Below are 19461 nucleotides of genomic sequence, written 5' to 3' on the forward strand. Positions count from 1 at the left end.
GCCCGGCTCAGGTGCCGTGGCGCTTGCGGTAGTTCTCGAGGAAGCGCGCCACGCGACCGATGGCGTCGCGCAGATCGTCCTCGTGCGGCAGGAAGACGAGGCGGAAATGATCCGGCTGCGGCCAGTTGAAACCCGAGCCCTGCACCAGCAGCACGCGTTCTTCCTCGAGCAGTTCGGCGATGAAGGCCTGGTCGTCCTCGATCGGGTAGATCCTGGGATCCAGCTTCGGGAACATGTACAGCGTGGCCTGCGGCTTGACGCAGCTCACGCCCGGGATCTGGGTGATCAGCTCCCATGCCAGGTCGCGCTGGCGGCGCATGCGCCCGCCCTCGGCGACGAGATCGTCGATGCTCTGGTAGCCGCCGAGCGCGGTCTGGATCGCGTACTGGCCGGGCACGTTGGCGCACAGGCGCATCGAGGCCAGCATGTTCAGCCCCTCGATGTAGTCACCGGCGCGGCGCTTTTCGCCGCACACCACCATCCAGCCCGCGCGGTAGCCGCAGGAGCGGTAGTTCTTCGAGAGGCCGTTGAAGATGATGGTCAGCACGTCCTCGGACAAGGCCGCCATCGAGGTGTGCTTGACGCCGTCGTACAGCACCTTGTCGTAAACCTCGTCGGCGTAGAGGATGAGGTCGTGCTCGCGCGCGAGCTCGACGATCTGCTTCAGCGTCTCGTCCGGGTACACCGCACCGGTCGGGTTGTTCGGGTTGATGATGACGATCGCCCGCGTGTTGGGCGTGATCCGGGCGCGCATGTCCTCGATGTCGGGCAGCCAGCCCTTGGCCTCGTCGCACAGGTAGTGCACCGGCTTGCCGCCCGAGAGGCTCACCGCCGCGGTCCACAGCGGGTAGTCGGGCGCCGGCACCAGCACTTCGTCGCCGGCATCGAGCAACGCGTTCATCGCCATCACGATCAGCTCGGACACGCCATTGCCGATGTAGATGTCCTCGATGGTGACGCCCTTGATGCCCTTCTGCTGGGTGTAGTGCATCACTGCCTTGCGCGCCGAGAAGATGCCCTTGGAGTCCGAATAACCCGCCGCATTGGGCAGGTTGCGGATCATGTCCATCTGGATCTCTTCGGGCGAATCGAAGCCGAACGCGGCGAGGTTGCCGATGTTGAGCTTGATGATCTTGTGGCCTTCGTCCTCCATCTGCTTGGCGCGAACCAGCACCGGGCCGCGGATGTCGTAGCAGACCTCGGCGAGCTTGGCCGACTTGCGGATCGGACGCGCCGCCGCGGCTGCGCCCGCCTCGGCCTTGACGACCGGTTCCGGGTTTGCCGTTGCGAGTTCGAGTGTCTTCACCGCTTTCATGATGGCCTTTCCTGCAGGAGGGGAACGGAAGGCAAGGACTTACCCCTTGCCACAAAAGATTGTTATCTTAGCCCCGCTGCCGCACTGCGGCAATTTCAGCACGCAGCCGGCATCCGCTCCCCCGATTCCGGCTCTGCCACGGGGAACGACGACGCCCCGCGCCCGAGGCGCGGCGCTCGCCTCCCATCCATCCAGCCCTGCTCCGACACGATGAAGCTCTATCAGGACAACAACGCGAATCTCAACGTCGTCACCGGCTACGGCGACGACCACGTGATGGTCAACAAGGTGCGCCACGACGGCAACCTGATCCTCACCGCCAGCCAGATCCGCACCGGCTGGGCGCCCGAGGCGCGCGGCGACCTCGCTGCCCTGCGCGCAGAGGATCTGGCCGCGGTCGCCGAACTGGGCCCCGAGATCGTCATCATCGGCACCGGCCGGCGCCAGCGTTTCCCCGCACCCGCGCTGCTGCGCCCGCTGATCGAGGCCCGCATCGGATTCGAGTTCATGGATCTGCCCGCGGCCTGCCGCACCTACAACATCCTCGTCGGCGAAGGTCGCTCGGTGGCCGTCGCCCTGTTGTTCGAAGCGGCTGCCTGAGGCGGAAGCCCCGCGGTTGCGCCCGCAATCGCCCGGCCCCGATGCAGCGCGATTGCGACGGGAACGTCGCTCCGCTACCCTGAACCCAGAACAAACGTGCGGCGCGCGGCCCCGCCGTGCGGCACGTCAGCCCACCCTGGCATCATCACCGGAGACCCCATGAGCCTCGCTCCCGACTTCAGCCTGTCCGCCACTGGCGACCGCACCGTGACCCTGTCAGCCCTGCGCGGACGCAAGCTCGTGATCTATTTCTATCCGAAGGACAACACGCCCGGCTGCACCAACGAAACCAAGGACTTCGGCGCCCTGCACGGCGAGTTCGCGGCGGCCGGCTGCGAAGTCTTCGGGATCAGCCGTGACGGCCTCAAGAGCCACGAGAACTTCAAGGCCAAGCTCGAACTGCCCTTCGACCTGATCTCGGACCCGGACGAAGTCGCCTGCGAGGCCTTCGGCGTCATGAAGCTCAAGAACATGTACGGCAAGCAGGTGCGCGGCATCGAGCGCAGCACCTTCGTCATCGACGCGAATGGCGAAATTGCCCGCGAGTGGCGCGGGGTGAAGGTACCCGGCCACGCGGCCGAGGTCCTCGCCGTCGTGAAGTCGCTCTGACCCGTTTCCCGCCCGCCCCGACAGTCCTTTCCGCCCACTGACCATGCCCGCGACCGCCAAGACCAAGACGAAGACCGCCGCATCCACGTCCGCCACCGCGACCGGCCGTCGCAAGGCCGCGAAGAAGAACGCCTGCAAGCTCTTCGTGCTCGACACCAACGTGCTGATGCACGACCCGACCAGCCTCTTCCGCTTCGAGGAGCACGACCTGTTCGTGCCGATCATGACGCTGGAGGAACTGGACAACAACAAGAAGGGCACGACCGAGATTGCGCGCAACACGCGCCAGGCCAGTCGCTTGCTCGACGAGATCGTCAGCGGCTCGCTCGAAGGCATCGACGCGGGCATCGGCCTCGAGGAGCCATCGCGCGGCCTGGCGACCGGGCGGCTGTTCCTGCAGACCGAAGCGATCAACGTCACGCTGCCGGCCGCCTTGCCGACCGCACGCGGCGACAACCAGATCCTGGCGGTCGTCATGCACCTGGCCGAGCGTCACCCTGACCGCGAAGTCATCCTGGTGTCCAAGGACATCAACATGCGCATCAAGGCCCGCGCCCTCGGGCTGGCCGCGCAGGACTACTTCAACGACAAGGTGCTCGAGGACAGCGACCTGCTGTACACCGGCACGCGCGAACTGCCGCCCGATTTCTGGGACACGCACGGCAAGGGCATGCAGTCGTGGAAGGAAGAAGGCCACACCTATTACCGCGTATCCGGGCCACTGGCGCCCGAGATGCTGGTCAACGAGTTCGTCTACGAAGGCAGCGGCGACAACCCGCTTCAGGCCTGGGTCAAGGAGCGGGACGGCCGCAACGTGCTGCTCGAGACCCTGGTCGACTACGGTCATCAGAAGAACAACGTGTGGGGCATCACTGCGCGCAACCGCGAACAGAACTTCGCGCTGAACCTGCTGATGAACCCGGAGATCGACTTCGTCACCCTGCTCGGCCAGGCCGGTACCGGCAAGACGCTGCTGACGCTGGCCGCCGGCCTCACCCAGGTGCTGGAGACGAAGCGCTACAGCGAGATCATCATGACGCGGGTCACCGTGCCGGTGGGCGAGGACATCGGCTTCCTGCCCGGCACCGAGGAAGAGAAGATGGCGCCGTGGATGGGCGCGCTCGAGGACAACCTCGACGTGCTCAACGGCACCGCGGGCGAAGGCGGTGACTGGGGCCGTGCCGCCACCCGCGACCTGATCCGCAGCCGCATCAAGATCAAGAGCCTGAACTTCATGCGCGGCCGCACCTTCCTGAACAAGTTCCTGATCATCGACGAGGCGCAGAACCTGACGCCCAAGCAGATGAAGACCCTGATCACCCGCGCCGGCCCCGGCACCAAGGTCATCTGCATGGGCAACATCGCGCAGATCGACACGCCCTACCTCACGGAGGGCTCGTCGGGCCTCACCTTCGTCGTCGACCGCTTCAAGGGCTGGGCCCACTCGGGTCACATCACGCTGCAACGTGGCGAACGCTCGCGCCTGGCCGACTACGCCGCCGACATCCTCTGAACGGGCACGCATCGCCTCGAGGCCCGGCGCATTAGCCCGGCTTCGGGGCGGATAAACGCGCTGCGGGGCGGCTCCCCTATAATCGGCGGATCCTATCGACGACTGCCCGTCATGACCGCCATCGCCGCCGACCTGCTGGTGGGTGCCAGTACGGACTTCCTGCGCAACTTCTCCCCATTCAACCGCATGGAGCCCGGGGCGCTCGCCTTCGTCGCCGAACGCGCCGTCCTTGCCTTCCATCCCCGCGGCAGCGACATCCTCACGACCGAGATGGGCGTGCCGCGCCACTTCTACATCGTGCAGCGCGGCAAGGTGCAGGCCCGCCAGACGGGGCCGACGGCCGTCACCGAATACGCCAGCTTGACCCTGGGGCCGGGCGAGTGTTTTCCGATCGGTGCCATCTCGGCGCAGCGCCCGTCGACCAACGCCTACGTGGCGGTCGAGGACAGCTTCTGCTTCCAGATCACCGACGAGGACTTCCTGCAGCTGATGCAGATGAGCCCGGTGTTCCACCTGTTCTGCACGCAGTACATCGCGAGCCTGCTCAACCAGTCGCGCCAGCAACTCCAGACCACCTTCTCGCAGCGGGCTGCCGAGCAGCAGACGATGACCACTCCGCTCGGTCAGCTCCTCAAGCGCGAACCGGTGTGCGTGGGCCCTTACACGCCGACGCGTGCGGCGCTGGAACAGATGAATGCCCAGCACATCGGCTGCCTGGTCATCGTTGACGACGAGAATCACCCGGTTGGCGTGCTGACGCAGAGCGACCTGCTGCCACGCGTCATCCTTGCCGGCTTCGACCTCGACCGCCCGATCGGCGAGCTGATGACGGCCAACCCGCACCAGCTGGCCGCCACCGCGTCCGCCTACGATGCCGCGCTGGAGATGGCGACGCATGGCGTGCGCCACCTGCTGGTGGTCGACGCAGAGGGGCGGATCAAGGGCGTCGTGTCCGAACGCGACCTCTTCTCGCTCCAGCGCATCAGCCTGCGGCAGATCCGCGCGGGCATCGAGAACGCGCCCGACGTCGGCGCACTCCAGCGGGCGAGCAAGGACATCCGCCAGCTCGCCCTCAACCTCATCGCGCAAGGCATCGGCGCCGAGCAGCTCACCCAGTTCATCTCGGCCCTCAACGACGCCCTCACCCGGCGCGTCATCCAGCTCGCCCTCGAGCGTCACGACCTCGTCGGGATCGACTTCGGCTGGATGGCCTTCGGCTCGGAGGGACGCCACGAGCAGACCCTGTCCACCGATCAGGACAACGGCATCATCTGGCGCTGTCCCGAGATTGAGGCGGTCGGTCCGATCCGGCAGCGCCTCATCGCGTTTGCCAGGGACGTGAACACCGGCCTCGCCGAATGCGGCTTCCCGCTTTGCAAGGGCAACATCATGGCCAGCAACCCCGAGCTGTGCCTGACCTTGGACGAATGGAAGTCGCGCTTTGGCTCATGGATCCGCGAGCCGGTGCCCGAGGCGCTCCTCAACGCCTCGATCTTCTTCGATTTCCGCGTGCTGTATGGCAACGAACGCCTCGGCGACCAGCTGCGCACCTGGCTCAACAAGATCGTCAGGGGCAACTCCGCCTTCCTGCGCATGATGGCGGGCAATGCCCTGCAGGTGGCGCCACCCTTGGGGCGCCTGCGCGATTTCCTCGTCGAGGACGACGGCACGATCGACCTGAAGAAATCGGGCGCGCGGCTGTTCGTCGACGTCGCCCGCATCCTCGCGCTGCGCACGGGCGTCGACTCCAGCAGCACGGCGCAGCGACTGCGCCAGGCCAGCGTGAAGATGGGCGTGAGCGCCGACGAAGTTGCAGCGATCATCGACGGCTTCCACTTCGTGCAGCTGTTGCGCCTGCGTGCCCAGCATCTCGAGAGCGAAAACGACGGCCAGACCGACAACCGCGTCGATCCGGATTCGCTCAACGAACTCGACCGCCGCATCCTGAAGGAGTCCTTCCGCCAGGCGCGCAAGCTCCAGTTGCGCCTCAAGCTGGACTACCAGCTATGAACAACTGGCTCTCCCGCCTCCTCGCATCGAACACGGCCAGCGGCCCCCTTTCCGAACAGGCGCGGCAGACGCTCGCGCGATGGGCCGCCCTGCCCGAGCCCGACCTCGCCCGCGCCCATTTTGAAACCCGCTATGTCGTCGTCAACACCGAATCCTCGGGGCTCGATCTCGACAAGGACCGTGTGCTCGCGGTCTCGGCAGTCGGTATCGATGGCGGCATCCTCGCACCGCAGGACAGCTACTACGCGGTACTCGGCGAGCACCCTGCGGAAGCACTGACCGGCCTGCTGCAAGCCGTCGGCAAGGCGCCGCTGATCGTCTTCAACAGCGCCTTCAACCGCACGATGCTCGAGCGCGCGCTGGAGGAGCACCTCGGCCTCGCCGCCGACTGGCTGTGGATCGACCTCTATTTCGCTCTGCCCGCCCTGTTCCCCGAACGCTTCGAACGTCCCACACGGCTCGCAGACTGCATGAGCAGTTTCGGCATCGAGACCTTCCAGCGCCATCACGCCCTGGGTGACGGCTGGGCGATTGCCCAGCTGTTTCTGGCGGTGCAAGCCCGCGCACTGGCGCAGTCCGCGCTCAGCCCACGCGGACTCGCCGATCTCGAACGCAGCTATCGCCAGTACCGGCGGAAGGTCTGAAACCGGATGCAGAAGCGCGTGATTCAGTTCTCGGGCAGGTGAACGAACCGTTTACAAGCCCCGCGAGCGTGCGTATATTCCGCGCAATGCAAATTTCCCGCCTCCTCCTCGCGCTGACGTTCGCCCTGTCCCTGGGGCAATCCGCCCACGCAGACGAGCCGGCCCAGGCGACATTTGCAGCGGCCGAGGCCTCCATGCTCTCCGAGTACGGTTCGGCAGCCGAGCAACTCGTCGATCAGGCACTGGAGTATCTGGGTGTGCGTTACCGCTTCGGCGGCACCTCGCCCGACACCGGACTGGATTGCAGCGGCCTGGTGCTGAATGTGTTCCGCAACGCCATCGGCCTCGATCTGCCTCGCACCGCCTCCGAGATGGCCAAGCTGGGCGACAAGATTGGTCGTCAGGAACTCAAGCCCGGCGACCTCGTGTTCTTCAACACCATGCGCCGCACCTTCTCGCATGTCGGCATCTACCTCGGCGACGGCAAGTTCGTTCACGCGCCTTCGCGTGGCGGCAAGGTCCGTATCGAGACGATCTCGGACGGTTACTGGTCGAAGCGCTTCAATGGCGCGCGCCGTCTGGTAGACGGGGCGACCGAAGCCTCACAGTCGCCGCTGACCGCGCTGCGCTGAATCGCCCGCAGCCTTCAGCTTTTCTCCTCAGCGCCGCTTCACCGCCCAGCGGGATCTCCGCGTCGTGCGCGCAGGCATCCCTGGCGTTACTTGCGGCACTTCGCCGCATCCGGGCAGCTCCTGCACTTGTCACCAATGCGCTGCCCCAATACCTTCTGCAGCGCACACGTCGAGCGCCGGCAACACACGAACATCACGCCTTCACGGTTTGCCGCTTCCCGAAAACGCTGCATGACGTTGTGGCCGAGGAAATCCGTGAACAGGATGACCATCCCGATTCCCGCCGGTAGTGCGCTGCTGCGGCGCTGATGGCTGGTGTCGCGCCCACTTACATGGGCAGCGATGCGGATGCCGAAGTCGTCCAGGATGTCGGGAATATTGCCCAGGCGGTCCGCGCCAACGAGAAGTGCATCCATGTTCGCTCCTTATATTGAGAATTATTCTCAATATAAATACATGGAATGCGAACGGTTTGCAACTGCAAACTCTTCTCGTTATTATCCGAACTCCCTGACACTATCGAAGGCCGCTGCAACATCATGATGAAGAAAGCCGCTCTCGCCGCCCTGCTCTCCGCCCTCGGCGCCACCACTCTCTCGGTCCACGCTGCCGACACCGAACTGAATGTTTACTCCGCCCGCCATTACCAGACGGACGAAGCGCTGTACGGCAACTTCACCAAGCAGACCGGCATCAAGGTCAACCGGATCGAAGCCAAGGAAGACGAACTGCTCGAGCGCATCCGCAACGAGGGCGCGAACAGCCCGGCGGACCTTTTCGTCACGGTCGATGTGTCGCGTCTGGCCCATGCAGACGAGATGGGCATCTTCGCGCCGGTGAAGTCCGAGGTGCTGGAGCAGCGCATCCCCGACAACCTGCGCACCGAGCGCTGGTTCTCGTTCTCCAAGCGCGCCCGGATCATCGTCTACAACCCCGAACTGGTGCAGGGCGAACAGGTGCAGACCTACGAGCAACTGGCCGATCCGGCCCTGAAGGGCAAGGTGTGCACGCGTTCGGGCAGCCACCCCTACAACCTGTCGCTGGGCGCCGCGATGATCAAGCACAACGGCGCGGACAACACCGTCAAGTGGGCGAGCGGCCTCGTCGAAAACTTCGCGCGCGCACCCAAGGGTGGCGACACCGACCAGATCAAGGCCGTCGCCGCCGGCGAGTGCGGCGTGGCGATTGCCAACAGTTACTACCTCGCCCGCCTGATGAATTCGACCAGGGCCGAAGACCAGGCCGTCGTCGCCAAGATCAAGGCCGTGTGGCCCAACCAGCAGACCTGGGGCACGCACATCAACGTCTCGGGCGCAGGCATGCTGAAGCACGCGCCGAACAAGGGCGCAGCGGTCAAGTTCCTGGAATACCTGGCGTCGGACGAGGCGCAGGCCTATTTCGCGAATGGCAACAACGAGTGGCCGGTGGTCGCCTCGGTGAAGGTGGACAATCCCGCACTCGACAAGCTCGGCGAGTTCAAGGCCGATGCCATGCCGATCGGCGACATCGGCAAGACCGTCGGCCAGGCCCAGCGGATCTACGACCGCGCCGGCTACCGCTGATCGTCAATCCTGCGGGCGCGCAGCGCCCGGCATCAGGCGGGTTCCGTGCTTTCGAGCGCGGAACCCGCTTCTTCTTTGGGCGCCGACAACACGGTGCGGTTGCGTCCGCCGCCCTTGGCCTCATACAGCGCCTCATCCGCGCGGGAGAAGACCGCATCGAAGCCGGCATCTCCGGCCTCCAGCATCGCCACGCCGATGCTGACCGAGAAGGGCAGCGGCACGCCATCGACGATCGCCGGCGTACTCGCGATCAGTTCCCGCACGCGTTCCGCGGCACGCACGGCCCCCGCCGCATCGTCGATGCAGGGCAGCAGCACCGCGAATTCCTCGCCCCCCAGGCGGGCGAACACGTCCGCCTCGCGCAGATGGCGACTCACGATCCCCGCGAAGTGCCTCAGGACCTCGTCACCGGCGGCATGGCCGCGCGTGTCGTTGATGCGCTTGAAGTGGTCGAGATCGAGCAGCATAAGCCCCGCCTGCACGCCGTGGCGTCGTACCCGGCCCAGTTCGCCATTGACCACCTCGGTGAAGTGACGCCGGTTCCACAGGCCGGTGAGCGGATCGCTGGTGGCGAGGTGCAGCAGGCTCGCCTCCATGGACTTACGCTCGGAAATGTCCTGGTGCACGCCCACGGCGCGCAACGGCTTGCCGTCGTCATCACGCTCAAGCACGCGCCCCGCATCCATCACCCACACCCAGTGTCCACCGGCGTGTCGCAGGCGGTACTCGGCAGTGTAGGAGTCGGTCTCGCCGCGCAGGTGCGGCTCGAGTGCCCCCTGGATATCGCCCCAGTCGTCGGGATGAACCAGCGCCTCCCAGGTCGCGACGTCCGGCGGCAGATCCTCGACGCGCCGCCCGAGCATGCTCGCCCACAGCGGACTGAACAGCATCCGCCCTGACGGGATGTCCCAGTCCCAGACGCCGAGCGACGCCCCCTGCAGGGCCATCAGCAGCCGCTTCTCGCGCTCGGCGATCTGGTCGCGAATGCGTCGCCGCTCGGTAAAGTCGCGACTCACGTCGATCTCGCCGAGGAGATTGCCGTCGGAGCCACGGAACGGAATGCGAAGGGTGTCGAGCAGGCGCATCGTACCGTCCGCCCCCTCGACCCATTCCTCATGTCGCTCCAGCCGTGTCACGACCGGGCCGGCCTGCGCATCGCCCGCAATCTGCATGCCGGCGCCGAACAGTTCGGCATCGGTCCGCCCCACCAGGCTTTGCTCGGACAGGTTGTAGCACGCGCTGAAGGCCCGGTTGCAGCCCAGATAAGCGCCACTCACATCCTTGAAGGCGATCAGATCGGGCACCGAATCGATCATCGTCCGCAGCAGCGCGCGCTCGCGTTCGAGGGCTGCATTGGGCTCCTGGACGCCCGCCGCGAACACCGCCTTGTAGAACATGATCGACGCCGCGACCTTGTACGCATGACCCAGGAAGTTATGGACGTCGTTCACCGACACATAGAGCGTGAAGAACAAGCCCGTCAGTCCCAGTACCCAGGCGGCGGCGGCCAGCCACACCATCGCCGCCCGCCCCTGCCGGACTGCAGTCCGCAACAGAAGCACAGCGGCAAGCGCGTGCAGACCGGCGATGCCGTATTCCACGGCCACTTTGAAAGCGGTCACGCCCTCGCCCGGCACGAAGGTGCTCGGCAGCCGGTCAGCATGAAACAGTCCAATCCAGGCCACGCCTGCGCTCGTTGCCAGCGCAGCGACGACGGCGCCGACAGCGGTTGCGGCACGCCACGGCCGGGGCGGCACGAAGACGAGCCCGAGCAGGCACAGTGCGGTCAAAACGCGGGCGGCGAGCCAGAAGTTGATCGCCTTTTCGGGACTGCTGGGCGTCACCAGCGACGGCATGCCCTCATACGACAGCAGGTGCAGCAGGTCGATCACCGCAACGGCAAGTGCAAACACCCCCAACCACAGGAATGCACCACCGGAGGCCGACCGCCTGAGGTTCCAGCCCAGCGCGAACACCATTGCCGACACGGCGATCGAGAAGAACTCCAGCGCGTTGTGCAGCGCAAGGTAATGCTCGGCCGAGGAAAACATTCTCCAGCCGGGCAGCAGAATGGCCACCACGCACAAGGCCGTCAGCATTGCGGCCCACCGCAGCGGCGTCGAGGCGAATGACTCGCGGATCGAGCGCGGCGCGGATTGGAAGGAGTGCGTTTGAGACGTCAAGGAGGCGATCCCGGGCAGTGGCGTGGTTGGACGTTCTTGAAAGACCCGAATCGCCGCAAGGATATGGCCTGTGCTCGGGATAATCCAGTGCCAACGGGCGCGGAATCGCGCCTCGCGAGAACCGTGTCACGCCCCCCGCGCCGCACGCGGGGATTGATGCAACTCAGTTGCTGCGTCTGCCGGATTTCAGGATCTGGCGCGAGATCAGGATCATCGGCAGCAAGCCCACTGCAACGATCATCAGCGCAGCGGTCGACGCCTCGGTCAGGCGCTCGTCGGACGCCAGCGTATGCGCCTGCGTGGCCAGGGTGTCGAAGTTGAACGGCCGGATCACCAGCGTGGCCGGCAACTCCTTCATGACGTCGACAAATACCAGCAGCGCGGCCGACAGCAGGCTGCCCCGCAGGATCGGCACGTGCACGCTTCGCAGGGTCGCCCACTTGCCGAAGCCCAGACTGCGTGCCGCATCGTCCATGCTCGACGTGATCTTGCCAAGGCTGGCGTCCACCGCATGCAGCGCGACCGCGAGAAAGCGCGCCAGATATGCATACACCAGCGCAGCGATGCCGCCAGTGAGGACCAGCCCGGGATTGACGTCGAACAGCGCCTGCCAGGTCTGCGCCAGCCAGGCATCGAGCCGGGTGACCGGGATCAGCACACCCACCGCGATCACCGAGCCCGGGACGGCATAGCCCAGCCCGACGACCCGGTTCAGCGAGCGCGGCACCGCGGAGCGCGCCAGCCGCGCCGCATAGGCCAGCACCAACGCCAGCACCACGGCGAGCACCGCAGTCACGGCGGCGAGCACGAAACTGTTTCTCGCCAGTTGGAAGAAGCGAGGACCGAACTGCGCATCACCCTCAGCAAACGCCATCTGCAGCAGTAGCCCGGCCGGCAGCAGGAAGCCGAGCAGCAGCGGCATGAAGCACGCAAACGCGGCCAGCAGACCCATCATCGGCGACAGGCGCCTACGCGCCGGCGCAGCCTGCTGGCGCGAGGTGTTGTTGAAGCGCGCCCGTCCGCGCGTCGCATGCTCGAGACTGAGCACGATGACGACGAAGGCCAGCAGCGCCGCGGACAATTGTGCCGCCGCGATGCGGTCGCCAAGCGAGAACCACGCGCGATAGATGCCGGTGGTGAAGGTCTGCACGCCGAAGTAGGACACCGTGCCGAAATCGGCCAGCGTCTCCATTAGCGCCAGCGCGGTACCGCCCACCACCGCCGGACGCGCCAGGGGCAGCGATACGCGGAAGAAGCAGCGCCATGGGCCGAGCCCCAGCGAGCGCCCTGCCTCCAGCATGCCACCCGCGCGCTCGAGGAAGGCCGCGCGCACCAGCATGTAGGTGTAGGGATAGAGGACGAACATGAACATCGCCACCGCGCCGCCCACGGTGCGCACGTCAGGGAACCAGTAATCGCCCGCGCGCCAGCCGAAGAACTCGCGCAAGCCCGTCTGCACCGGGCCGACGAACTGCAGGAAATCGGTATAGACGTAGGCCATCACATAGGCCGGCATGGCCATCGGCAGCACCAGCGCCCACTCGAAGAAACGTCGGCCGGGAAAATCCAGCATCGTCGTCAGCCACGCCGTGGTGATGCCGATCGACGCCACGCCCAGCCCGACGCCGATGCACAACACCACGGTATTGAAGACGAACTCGCCCAGTACCGTCTCGCTGAGGTGCGCCCAGGTCTCGCTGGTGCCGCCCGCGAACACGTTCGAAAACACCGACAGCACCGGCGCGGCGATGAGGACTGCGATGAGGACTGCGATGACGGTCAGTGACGACCAGCGCAGGCCCGTTGCGGCCTGCCCTCCCTTGTGTTCCATTCGGATTCCGTGTCCTTCGGGCCGGGCTTCTGATGGTCCGGCCGCCTGTTGAGCCGGGAATTATAATTGATCGCATTTGGAACGCCGCGGTGCAATAATTCGCGCAGTCCCCGGACAAGCCCTCACGATGCCACATCTTCAACTCATCGACATCGATCTCGCCTTCGGCGCGCATCGGATCGTCCGCGCCCTCTCCTTCGGCCTCGAAAATGGCCGGATCGGTTGCCTGCTCGGCCCTTCGGGCTGCGGCAAGACCACCGTGCTGCGCTGTATCGCCGGCTTCGAGCGCATCGCGGCGGGCGAAATCCGGCTCGGCGGTCAGGTCGTCAGCGATGCCAGCACCCACCTTCCGCCCGAACGGCGCCGCATCGGCATGGTTTTCCAGGACTATGCGCTGTTCCCGCACCTGACCGTGGCCGACAACATCGCCTTCGGCCTGCGTGGCGAGAGTGCCGGCGTGCGCCAGGCGCGCGTTGGCGAATTGCTGAGCCTCGTCGGCCTGTCCTCGCAGGGCAAGAAGTATCCGCACGAGATGTCCGGCGGGCAGCAGCAGCGCGTGGCGCTTGCGCGCGCGCTGGCGCCGCGCCCGAGCCTGCTGCTGCTCGACGAGCCCTTCTCCAACCTCGATGTCGACCTGCGCGAACGCCTGTCTTACGAGGTGCGCGACATCATCAAGGCCACCGACACGACCGCCATCCTCGTGACCCACGACCAGCACGAAGCCTTCGCGGTCGCGGACGAGATCGGCATCATGCACGAGGGCCGCATCCAGCAATGGGACACGCCCTACAACCTGTATCACGAGCCGACCAACCGCTTCGTCGCCGACTTCATCGGGCAGGGGGTGTTCATCGAGGGCCAGATGCTGGACGAGCGCCGGGTGCAGATCGAGCTTGGCGTGCTCGACGGCGCAGGCCCCCTGTTCTGCGGAGAGGGCGGCAAGAGCTGCCGGCTCGACCGCGCGGTGGACGTGCTGCTGCGTCCCGACGACATCGTGCACGACGACCGCAGCCCGCTGAAGGCCGAGGTGCTGCACAAGGCCTTCCGCGGCGCCGACATCCTGTACACCCTGCGTCTGGCGAGCGGCGCGCGCGTGCTGTCACTGGTCCCGAGCCACCACAACCATGCGATCGGCGAACGCATCGGCATCCGGCTCGATGTCGACCACGTGATCACCTTCCAGGACGAGCCGGCTGCGGCCGCCTGAGGCGCCCTTGATTCCGTGGCTTGAAGGAGGCGCCCCGGGTTTCCCTCTGGTCAGCGCCGCGCTCGACGACCCGAACGGCCTGCTCGCAGCCGGCGGCGCCCTGAGCCCCGAATGGCTGCTCGAGGCCTACCGCCACGGCATCTTCCCGTGGTTCAACGCTGGCGAACCCATCCTGTGGTGGAGCCCCGACCCCCGCCTGGTCCTGATTCCCGACGCGATCCGCATCAGCCACTCGCTGCGCAAGACCTTGCGCCGCGGCCGCTTCGAGGTGCGTTTCGACACCGCCTTCGCCGAGGTCATCGAAGCCTGTGCAGCGCCCCGCGAGCCCGGGCTGGGCACGTGGATCACCGCCGAGATGCGCCGCGCCTATTGCCGCATGCACGAACTGGGCGTCGCCCACAGTGTCGAAAGCTGGCGTGATGGAAAGCTGGTGGGCGGCCTGTACGGCATGGCGTTGGGTCGCGTTTTCTTCGGCGAGTCGATGTTCACGCGCGAGTCCGACGCCTCCAAGGTTGCGCTGGCGCATCTCGCCCGTTTCCTCGGCGCCCGCGGCTATGTCATGATCGACTGCCAGATGACCACCGCACACCTTCAGTCGATGGGCGCGCGCGAGATGCCCCGCAGCGACTTCTGCGCGGCACTTGCGATCCACACGCCTGACGGCGGCTCGCCCGGAAAATGGCCGGCGGACGCCGCAGGGGACACCGACTGGTGCTGACAGGAATCATGGTCGCAGGCAGGAGACAATGCAGAAGGACTATCCCTACGCCCTGATCCAGTTCTATGCGACGGCGCCCTACGCGTGCTCGTACCTCGCCGGACGCAGCGCGCGCTCGCAGGTCGCGACCCCTGGGCACCTCATCGACACCCAGGTCTACGGCGAACTGGTGCGTCGCGGTTTTCGCCGCAGCGGCGTATTCACCTACCGCCCTTATTGCGACACCTGCAACGCCTGCGTGCCCGTCCGCATCCCGGTGCAACAGTTCCACCCCGACCGCAGCCAGCGGCGCGCCTGGAAGCGCCACGCAACCCTGCACACGGTTGAGCGTCCGCTGGCCTTCATCGAGGAGCACTACCGCCTGTACCAGCGCTACCAGGGTGCGCGCCATTCGGGCGGCGGCATGGATCTCGACAACCGTGAGCAATACACCCATTTCCTGCTGCAGAGCCATGTCGACACACGCCTGATCGAATTCCGCGACGAAAGCGCGCTGCGCATGGTCAGCGTCATCGACCGGCTGGAAGACGGCCTGTCCAGCGTCTACACCTTCTACGACCCCGACCTGCCCGGCAGCGCCTTCGGCACCTACGGCATCCTGTGGCAGGTCGAGACCTGTCGCCGGCTCGGGCTGCCCTACGTGTATCTGGGCTACTGGATCGAAGAAAGTCCCAAGATGGCCTACAAGGCGCGCTTCCACCCGCTCGAGGCTCTGCAGGACGGACGCTGGCAACCGCTGCAGCACACCGCGCCCGGCATCGCCTGACGCGAGCCGAATCGCTACAATCGCGCGATGCTCTACGACATCGCCCGACCCCTGCTGTTTTCGCTCGACGCGGAAACCGCCCACGAATTCGCCATCCACTCGCTGAAGATCGCCGGCCGCATGCTGCCCGCCGGCACGCCCGAGCCCGCCGAGCCGGTCGAGGTGATGGGACTGCGCTTCCCCAACCGCATCGGCCTGGCCGCCGGCCTCGACAAGAACGGCGAAGCCATCGACGGCCTTGCCCGCATGGGCTTCGGCTTCATCGAGATCGGCACCATCACGCCCCGCCCGCAGCCGGGCAACCCGCGCCCCCGCATGTTCCGCCTGCCCGAGGTGAGCGGCATCATCAACCGCATGGGCTTCAACAACCACGGCGTCGACGCGCTGGTTGCCAACGTCAAGGCTGCCCGGTTCAACGGTGTCCTCGGCATCAACATCGGCAAGAACTTCGACACGCCGATCGAGAAGGCTGCCGACGACTACCTCGCCTGCCTCGACAAGGTCTATGCGCTGGCGAGCTACGTGACGGTCAACATCTCCTCGCCCAACACCAAGAACCTGCGCCAGCTGCAGGGCGAATCCGAACTCGACGACCTGCTCGGCCGCCTCAAGGTCGCGCAGACGCGCCTGGCCGACACCCACGGCCGCTACGTGCCGCTGACGCTGAAGATCGCGCCCGATCTCGACGAGGCGCAAGTCATCAACATCGCAGACGCGCTGCGCCGCCACCGCATCGATGGCGTCATCGCCACCAACACCACGATCGCGCGCGACAAGGTGCAGGGCATCCGCAACGGCGACCAGCAGGGCGGCCTGTCCGGCGCGCCGGTGTTCGAGGCCTCGACGGCCGTCGTCCGCCAGCTGAGCAAGGCGCTCGCCGGCGAGCTGCCGATCATCGCCGCCGGCGGCGTGCTCGACGGTCGCGGCGCCTGTGCCAAGCTCGACGCCGGTGCCGCGCTGGTCCAGGTGTACAGCGGGCTGATCTACCGCGGACCTTGCCTGGTGCGCGAATGCGTGCGCGCCACACGCAACTGGTCGCCGTCGGCCCATTGAGGAAAACACGGTGCGGCGGCGCCGCGCCGAATGGTTAGAATCCCCGAGTCCTTCCCCTTCACCTGTTCCCGGAGACCCAGCATGACGCAACGTCGCCAGTTCATCCTGTCCAGTGCCGCCCTCGCGGTCGCGGCCAGCCTGCCCCTGTCCGCCTTCGCCCAGGAACCGGCCAAGCTCGGTTTCGTCTATGTCAGCCCGATCGGCGACGCCGGCTGGACCTTCCAGCACGACGAAGGCCGCAAGGAGATGGAGAAGGCCCTCGGCAACAAGGTGCAGAGCCGCTACGTCGAGAGCGTGGCCGAAGGTGCCGACGCCGAGCGCGTGATCCGCGAGTTCGCCGCCAGCGGCAGCAAGATCGTTTTCGCCACCAGCTTCGGCTACATGAACTACGTCGAGCGCGTGGCCAAGCAGTTCCCCAACGTCACCTTCCTGCACGCCACCGGCTACAAGTCGGGCAAGAACTTCGCGAACTACAACGCGCGCTTCTACGAAGGCCGCTACATCAACGGTGTCATCGCGGGCAAGATGACCAAGTCGAACGTGCTGGGCTACGTCGGCGCCTTCCCGATCCCCGAGGTCCTGCAAGGCATCAACGCCTTCACGATGGGCGCGCGCAGCGTCAATCCCAACGTCGAGGTCCGCGTGATCTGGGCCAACAGCTGGTACGACCCGGGCAAGGAGCGCGAGGCGGCGATGACGCTGATCTCGCAGGGTGCGGACATGCTGACCCACCATACCGACTCCACCGCCACCGTGCAGGCCGCCGAGGAAAAAGGCGCTTACGCCTTCGCCTACCACTCCGACATGTCGAAGTACGGCCCCAAGGCCCAGCTCACGGGCACCACCCACCACTGGGGCGAGTTCTACACCAAGACCGTCAATGACGTGCTGGCCGGCACCTGGAAGCCCGAACGCGTGTGGGGCGGCTTCAAGGACGGCATGATCCGCCTCGCACCGCTCAATCCGGCCATTCCGGCCGACGTCCAGGCCATGGCCAAGGACCTGGAAGGACGCATGAAGGCCGGCAGTTTCCACCCCTTCACCGGTCCGGTGGTCGACCAGGCCGGCAAGGAGCGCCTCGCCAAGGGCGCAGTGATGGACGACGAATCGCTCGGCAAGATGGACTATTTCGTGCAGGGCGTGTCCTCTCGCCTGCCGACGGCAAAGTAATCCGCTCTTCCGAAAGCACGAAGCCCGCGCTCAGCAAGGAGCGCGGGCTTCGTGCTTTCGTCGCTCTCATGTCCTGCACGCGATCTCCCCCATCGCGACGATTGCCAGGTTCACCTCCGTGAGCGACTTCGCGAACTGGCCGACCGCCGCATGGCGTCAGTATTTGCCCTGCGACACCATCTCGCAGCCGGTGCTGATCTCCTTGAAATCACTCGACAGCGTCAGGGCCGGGCATCGGCTTCGGCCTCGCCGTCGGCCGGCAAGCCGTTGCGCAGACACGCCGCCAGGCCGGTCGCGATGCCGTCGGCCATCAGGCGGATGCGTGCTTCGTCACGCAGCAGCAGCTCTTCCTCGCGGTTCTTGATGACGCCGGCCTCGAACAGCACCGCCGGCATCCGCGCATGGCGCAGCACCGCAAGTCCATCGTAGTAGTGCACTGCATGTTGGGTATCGGCGTAGGCACGCCTGCGGCCGTTCTTGTGCGTGGGAACGAAACCCATGCGCTGCAGGCGGGCACCGATGATGCGCGCACACAGGATGCTGCGTGCGGTGTCCGGATTGTCGCGTGAGACGAAGAGGGAGTGGCCGGCGAAATCGTCGTTGTAGTTCAGCGCCTGCCCCTCCCACACCCAGGGGCGCAGTTCGTGCTCGCTGACCGAGTCGTGATGCACGGAGATCAGGAAGTCGGTGCCCGACGCGGCCTGCGGACGTGCCTGCAGGCTGGCGATCAGGCCATCCTCGTTGATCAGCCGCACCGGAAAGCCGCGGTCTTCCAGTGCCCGCGCCAGAGCCCGTGCCAGATCCAGGTTGAACGCAAACTCGCTGCGTCCGCGCGCACTCGTCGCCCCCGGCGCGGCTAGCGTATGGCCGACGTCCACCGCAAGCGCCGCTGCACCGGGAGACGATGCGACACAAAGTCCCGCAGCCACCGCCACGCCAAGCCGTCGTCGCACCTCCCGCCACCCTGTCGTCATTGCCATCCGTCGTCTCCCCGGGTTCGCCTGCGCAGGGCTTCTGCCCCTGTAACCACGTGTCTGCGGCATCTCGCAGGCGCCTGGTCAATCTTGATGCAAATCATGGAGGGGGCCGCCCCCCCTCCCTACCATGCGCTCACCACCGGCATTGCCGTGGGATGTTGGACCTCTCGGTAGTACCCCTGACCACTGACACCAATCCTGAAAACGAGACCAATGATGAGGAGTGCGCGATGAGCGGCATTTTCACCAAATCAATGGCGCGGAACATCTTCTACGGGGGAACGGTTTTCTTCTTCCTCCTGTTCCTTGCGCTGACCTTCGATACCGAACGCGAACTGCCATCGCGGGACAACTCGGCCAACATCACGCCCCAGGTCGCGGCCGGCAAGCACATCTGGGAGACCCGCAACTGTCTGGGCTGCCACACCCTGCTGGGTGAAGGCGCCTACTTCGCTCCGGAACTCGGCAACGTCTACACCCGCCGCGGACCGGAATTCATCAAGGCGTGGATGCAGAGCCAGCCTACCGGTGCGCCGGGCCGTCGCCAGATGCCCAATTTCCACCTGAACGACCAGGAACTCGACGATCTCGTCGCCTTCCTGAAGTACGTGTCCGAGATCAACACGGCCAACTGGCCGCCGAACATCGAAGGCTAATTGGGCAAACCCGGA

18 protein-coding genes are annotated in these 19461 nt (G+C 66.0%); 13 read left to right on the plus strand and 5 right to left on the minus strand.

All coding sequences use genetic code 11. The features are described 5' to 3' along the window. Positions 1-7: 7 nt before the first annotated feature. Complete coding sequence (locus C664_RS06655) at positions 8-1315, minus strand: pyridoxal phosphate-dependent aminotransferase (protein ID WP_004255794.1); 1308 nt, start codon at positions 1313-1315, stop codon at positions 8-10. Positions 1316-1525: 210 nt separating this feature from the next. Between C664_RS06655 and C664_RS06660 the strand changes: the two genes are divergently transcribed. The 6 genes from C664_RS06660 (at position 1526) to C664_RS06685 (ending at position 7323) form a co-directional block, all read left to right on the plus strand. Beyond that, positions 1526-1915, plus strand: a complete 390-nt coding sequence (locus C664_RS06660) for an Mth938-like domain-containing protein (protein WP_004255797.1) — start codon at positions 1526-1528, stop codon at positions 1913-1915. Between the two features lie 159 nt (positions 1916-2074). Then, positions 2075-2524, plus strand: a complete 450-nt coding sequence (locus C664_RS06665) for a peroxiredoxin (protein WP_004255800.1) — start codon at positions 2075-2077, stop codon at positions 2522-2524. 43 nt (positions 2525-2567) lie between these two features. Beyond that, positions 2568-4037, plus strand: coding sequence for a PhoH family protein (locus C664_RS06670; protein ID WP_004255803.1), 1470 nt, complete (start codon positions 2568-2570; stop codon positions 4035-4037). A gap of 111 nt (positions 4038-4148) precedes the next feature. Next, positions 4149-6047: a DUF294 nucleotidyltransferase-like domain-containing protein gene (locus C664_RS06675; RefSeq protein ID WP_004255805.1), complete on the plus strand. Its 1899-nt coding sequence runs from the start codon at positions 4149-4151 to the stop codon at positions 6045-6047. Next, a complete protein-coding gene (locus C664_RS06680; RefSeq protein ID WP_004255807.1) occupies positions 6044-6691 on the plus strand; it encodes a 3'-5' exonuclease in 648 nt (215 codons plus the stop codon). The genes C664_RS06675 and C664_RS06680 overlap by 4 nt, the downstream gene beginning before the upstream one ends. Before the next feature lie 86 nt (positions 6692-6777). Continuing rightward, complete coding sequence (locus C664_RS06685; RefSeq protein WP_004255809.1) at positions 6778-7323, plus strand: C40 family peptidase; 546 nt, start codon at positions 6778-6780, stop codon at positions 7321-7323. Between the two features lie 86 nt (positions 7324-7409). Here C664_RS06685 and C664_RS06690 read toward each other — a convergent pair whose 3' ends face one another. Further along, positions 7410-7739: a DUF2325 domain-containing protein gene (locus C664_RS06690; RefSeq protein ID WP_004255811.1), complete on the minus strand. Its 330-nt coding sequence runs from the start codon at positions 7737-7739 to the stop codon at positions 7410-7412. A 126-nt stretch (positions 7740-7865) separates the two neighbouring features. Between C664_RS06690 and C664_RS06695 the strand changes: the two genes are divergently transcribed. Next, the gene (locus tag C664_RS06695) at positions 7866-8885 is read left to right on the plus strand and encodes a Fe(3+) ABC transporter substrate-binding protein (RefSeq protein WP_004255813.1); all 1020 of its coding nucleotides are present in this window, start codon (positions 7866-7868) and stop codon (positions 8883-8885) included. 32 nt (positions 8886-8917) lie between these two features. On the opposite strand, the gene C664_RS06700 is transcribed toward C664_RS06695, so the two are convergent. Both C664_RS06700 and C664_RS06705 read right to left on the minus strand, forming a co-directional pair. Next, positions 8918-10984, minus strand: coding sequence for a sensor domain-containing diguanylate cyclase (locus C664_RS06700; RefSeq protein ID WP_004255814.1), 2067 nt, complete (start codon positions 10982-10984; stop codon positions 8918-8920). Between the two features lie 247 nt (positions 10985-11231). Further along, positions 11232-12899 carry an ABC transporter permease gene (locus C664_RS06705; RefSeq protein ID WP_004255816.1) on the minus strand — a complete coding sequence of 556 codons (1668 nt, stop codon included), beginning with the start codon at positions 12897-12899 and terminating at the stop codon, positions 11232-11234. A 127-nt stretch (positions 12900-13026) separates the two neighbouring features. Between C664_RS06705 and C664_RS06710 the strand changes: the two genes are divergently transcribed. The 5 genes from C664_RS06710 (at position 13027) to C664_RS06730 (ending at position 17813) form a co-directional block, all read left to right on the plus strand. Beyond that, positions 13027-14106, plus strand: coding sequence for an ABC transporter ATP-binding protein (locus C664_RS06710; RefSeq protein ID WP_004255818.1), 1080 nt, complete (start codon positions 13027-13029; stop codon positions 14104-14106). A gap of 7 nt (positions 14107-14113) precedes the next feature. Next, positions 14114-14824, plus strand: a complete 711-nt coding sequence (gene aat, locus C664_RS06715) for a leucyl/phenylalanyl-tRNA--protein transferase (RefSeq protein WP_004255820.1) — start codon at positions 14114-14116, stop codon at positions 14822-14824. Positions 14825-14852: 28 nt separating this feature from the next. Continuing rightward, positions 14853-15590: an arginyltransferase gene (locus C664_RS06720; protein WP_004255822.1), complete on the plus strand. Its 738-nt coding sequence runs from the start codon at positions 14853-14855 to the stop codon at positions 15588-15590. A 27-nt stretch (positions 15591-15617) separates the two neighbouring features. Next, positions 15618-16643: a quinone-dependent dihydroorotate dehydrogenase gene (locus C664_RS06725; RefSeq protein WP_004255824.1), complete on the plus strand. Its 1026-nt coding sequence runs from the start codon at positions 15618-15620 to the stop codon at positions 16641-16643. Between the two features lie 81 nt (positions 16644-16724). Beyond that, positions 16725-17813 (plus strand): BMP family ABC transporter substrate-binding protein, encoded by a 1089-nt coding sequence (locus tag C664_RS06730; protein WP_004255826.1) that lies wholly within the window; start codon positions 16725-16727, stop codon positions 17811-17813. Positions 17814-18034: 221 nt separating this feature from the next. Here the strand turns inward: C664_RS06730 and C664_RS06735 are convergent, their stop codons facing one another. After that, complete coding sequence (locus C664_RS06735) at positions 18035-18793, minus strand: N-acetylmuramoyl-L-alanine amidase family protein (RefSeq protein WP_232435072.1); 759 nt, start codon at positions 18791-18793, stop codon at positions 18035-18037. Positions 18794-19020: 227 nt separating this feature from the next. Between C664_RS06735 and C664_RS06740 the strand changes: the two genes are divergently transcribed. Then, positions 19021-19446, plus strand: a complete 426-nt coding sequence (locus C664_RS06740; RefSeq protein WP_004255831.1) for a c-type cytochrome — start codon at positions 19021-19023, stop codon at positions 19444-19446. Positions 19447-19461: the final 15 nt, after the last annotated feature.

This window comes from Thauera sp. 63, from assembly GCF_000310165.2.
Taxonomy (GTDB): Bacteria; Pseudomonadota; Gammaproteobacteria; order Burkholderiales; family Rhodocyclaceae; genus Thauera; species Thauera humireducens.

Excerpts from the sequence above, each read along its gene's own strand:
- C664_RS06655 (WP_004255794.1), bottom strand. The coding sequence starts at position 1,315 with ATGAAAGCGGTGAAGACACTCGAACTCGCAACGGCAAACCCGGAACCG.
- C664_RS06660 (WP_004255797.1), top strand. The coding sequence starts at position 1,526 with ATGAAGCTCTATCAGGACAACAACGCGAATCTCAACGTCGTCACCGGC.
- C664_RS06665 (WP_004255800.1), top strand. The coding sequence starts at position 2,075 with ATGAGCCTCGCTCCCGACTTCAGCCTGTCCGCCACTGGCGACCGCACC.
- C664_RS06670 (WP_004255803.1), top strand. The coding sequence starts at position 2,568 with ATGCCCGCGACCGCCAAGACCAAGACGAAGACCGCCGCATCCACGTCC.
- C664_RS06675 (WP_004255805.1), top strand. The coding sequence starts at position 4,149 with ATGACCGCCATCGCCGCCGACCTGCTGGTGGGTGCCAGTACGGACTTC.
- C664_RS06680 (WP_004255807.1), top strand. The coding sequence starts at position 6,044 with ATGAACAACTGGCTCTCCCGCCTCCTCGCATCGAACACGGCCAGCGGC.
- C664_RS06685 (WP_004255809.1), top strand. The coding sequence starts at position 6,778 with ATGCAAATTTCCCGCCTCCTCCTCGCGCTGACGTTCGCCCTGTCCCTG.
- C664_RS06690 (WP_004255811.1), bottom strand. The coding sequence starts at position 7,739 with ATGGATGCACTTCTCGTTGGCGCGGACCGCCTGGGCAATATTCCCGAC.
- C664_RS06695 (WP_004255813.1), top strand. The coding sequence starts at position 7,866 with ATGAAGAAAGCCGCTCTCGCCGCCCTGCTCTCCGCCCTCGGCGCCACC.
- C664_RS06700 (WP_004255814.1), bottom strand. The coding sequence starts at position 10,984 with ATGCTGACGGCCTTGTGCGTGGTGGCCATTCTGCTGCCCGGCTGGAGA.
- C664_RS06705 (WP_004255816.1), bottom strand. The coding sequence starts at position 12,899 with ATGGAACACAAGGGAGGGCAGGCCGCAACGGGCCTGCGCTGGTCGTCA.
- C664_RS06710 (WP_004255818.1), top strand. The coding sequence starts at position 13,027 with ATGCCACATCTTCAACTCATCGACATCGATCTCGCCTTCGGCGCGCAT.
- C664_RS06720 (WP_004255822.1), top strand. The coding sequence starts at position 14,853 with ATGCAGAAGGACTATCCCTACGCCCTGATCCAGTTCTATGCGACGGCG.
- C664_RS06725 (WP_004255824.1), top strand. The coding sequence starts at position 15,618 with ATGCTCTACGACATCGCCCGACCCCTGCTGTTTTCGCTCGACGCGGAA.
- C664_RS06730 (WP_004255826.1), top strand. The coding sequence starts at position 16,725 with ATGACGCAACGTCGCCAGTTCATCCTGTCCAGTGCCGCCCTCGCGGTC.
- C664_RS06735 (WP_232435072.1), bottom strand. The coding sequence starts at position 18,793 with ATGGCAATGACGACAGGGTGGCGGGAGGTGCGACGACGGCTTGGCGTG.
- C664_RS06740 (WP_004255831.1), top strand. The coding sequence starts at position 19,021 with ATGAGCGGCATTTTCACCAAATCAATGGCGCGGAACATCTTCTACGGG.